Origin of the sequence: Paenibacillus sp. MZ04-78.2 (genome assembly GCF_024213375.1) — a bacterium.
Taxonomy (GTDB): Bacteria; Bacillota; Bacilli; order Paenibacillales; family NBRC-103111; genus Paenibacillus_G.
Map to the genome: position 1 here is coordinate 1 of NZ_JANAVJ010000109.1, position 1,439 is coordinate 1,439.

The 1,439-nt window shown below is 52.4% G+C and carries 2 rRNA genes; both read left to right on the top strand.

Annotated features, from left to right (window positions below):
* A 16S ribosomal RNA gene (locus NLX71_RS26220) occupies nucleotides 1–406 on the top strand; the annotation flags it as partial.
* Between the two features lie 365 nt (nucleotides 407–771).
* Nucleotides 772–1,439, top strand: a 23S ribosomal RNA gene (locus NLX71_RS26225); the annotation flags it as partial.

The following is a 1,439-nucleotide window of genomic DNA, read 5'->3' on the forward strand; positions in this document are numbered from 1 at the left end:
AGTTGGGCACTCTAAGTTGACTGCCGGTGACAAACCGGAGGAAGGTGGGGATGACGTCAAATCATCATGCCCCTTATGACCTGGGCTACACACGTACTACAATGGCCGGTACAACGGGAAGCAAAGTCGCGAGATGGAGCCAATCCTAAGAAAGCCGGTCTCAGTTCGGATTGCAGGCTGCAACTCGCCTGCATGAAGTCGGAATTGCTAGTAATCGCGGATCAGCATGCCGCGGTGAATACGTTCCCGGGTCTTGTACACACCGCCCGTCACACCACGAGAGTTTACAACACCCGAAGTCGGTGGGGTAACCGTAAGGAGCCAGCCGCCGAAGGTGGGGTAGATAATTGGGGTGAAGTCGTAACAAGGTAGCCGTATCGGAAGGTGCGGCTGGATCACCTCCTTTCTATGGAGTCCATGTCGTCTGTAGGGCGACGGACAAATATTGTTGACAACATTCATCGGGTTTGCCGATGAAGTTGCAACGGCACTCACTCATGTTCAGTTTTGAAAGGTGCAATGCCTTTCAAGCTTGGCAGTCTTGCCAAAAGTTGATGGTTGCATCAACCGGGCGGACATGCTAAGATGATTTTCCTGCCGCTGAAACGGCAGCGAAGCAAGATTTGTTCCTTGAAAACTGGATATCGAAACAAAGCGTAAAGCTGAATCATCCTTAGTTTTAACTAGCAACTTAGCTAGCGAGGGTATATCTTTTGGAGCGACTTTTGTCGAAGACAAGCGGAGCGAGAAAAGATATACTCCTAGCGATCAGGATAAGCTAGAAAGAGCACACGGAGGATGCCTAGGCACCAGGAGCCGAAGAAGGACGTGGCGAACAACGATAATGCCTCGGGGAGCCGTAAGCAGGCTTTGATCCGGGGATGTCCGAATGGGGGAACCCACGTGAGGTAATTCTCACGTACCATGCAGTGAATACATAGCTGCATTGGAGGCAGACGAGGGGAACTGAAACATCTAAGTACCCTCAGGAAAAGAAAACAAAAGTGATTCCGTCAGTAGCGGCGAGCGAAAGCGGAGTAGCCCAAACCAGAGGGCTTGCCCTCTGGGGTTGTAGGACGCCGTCATGGGTGCAGCAGGTTAGGTGAACCGGTCTGGAAAGGCTGGCCATAGTGGGTAACAGCCCCGTAGCCGAAAGTCTGCGAACATCCTAGGCGTATCCTGAGTAGGGCGGGACACGTGAAACCCCGTCTGAATCCGGCAGGACCATCTGCCAAGGCTAAATACTCCCTGGTGACCGATAGTGAAGCAGTACCGTGAGGGAAAGGTGAAAAGAACCGCGGGAGCGGAGTGAAACAGAACCTGAAACCGTGTGCTTACAAGAAGTCAGAGCCCGTCTGGATATTTCCTTCGGAAAAATCCGGGGTGATGGCGTGCCTTTTGTAGAATGAACCGGCGAGTTACGTTCCCGTGCGAGGTTA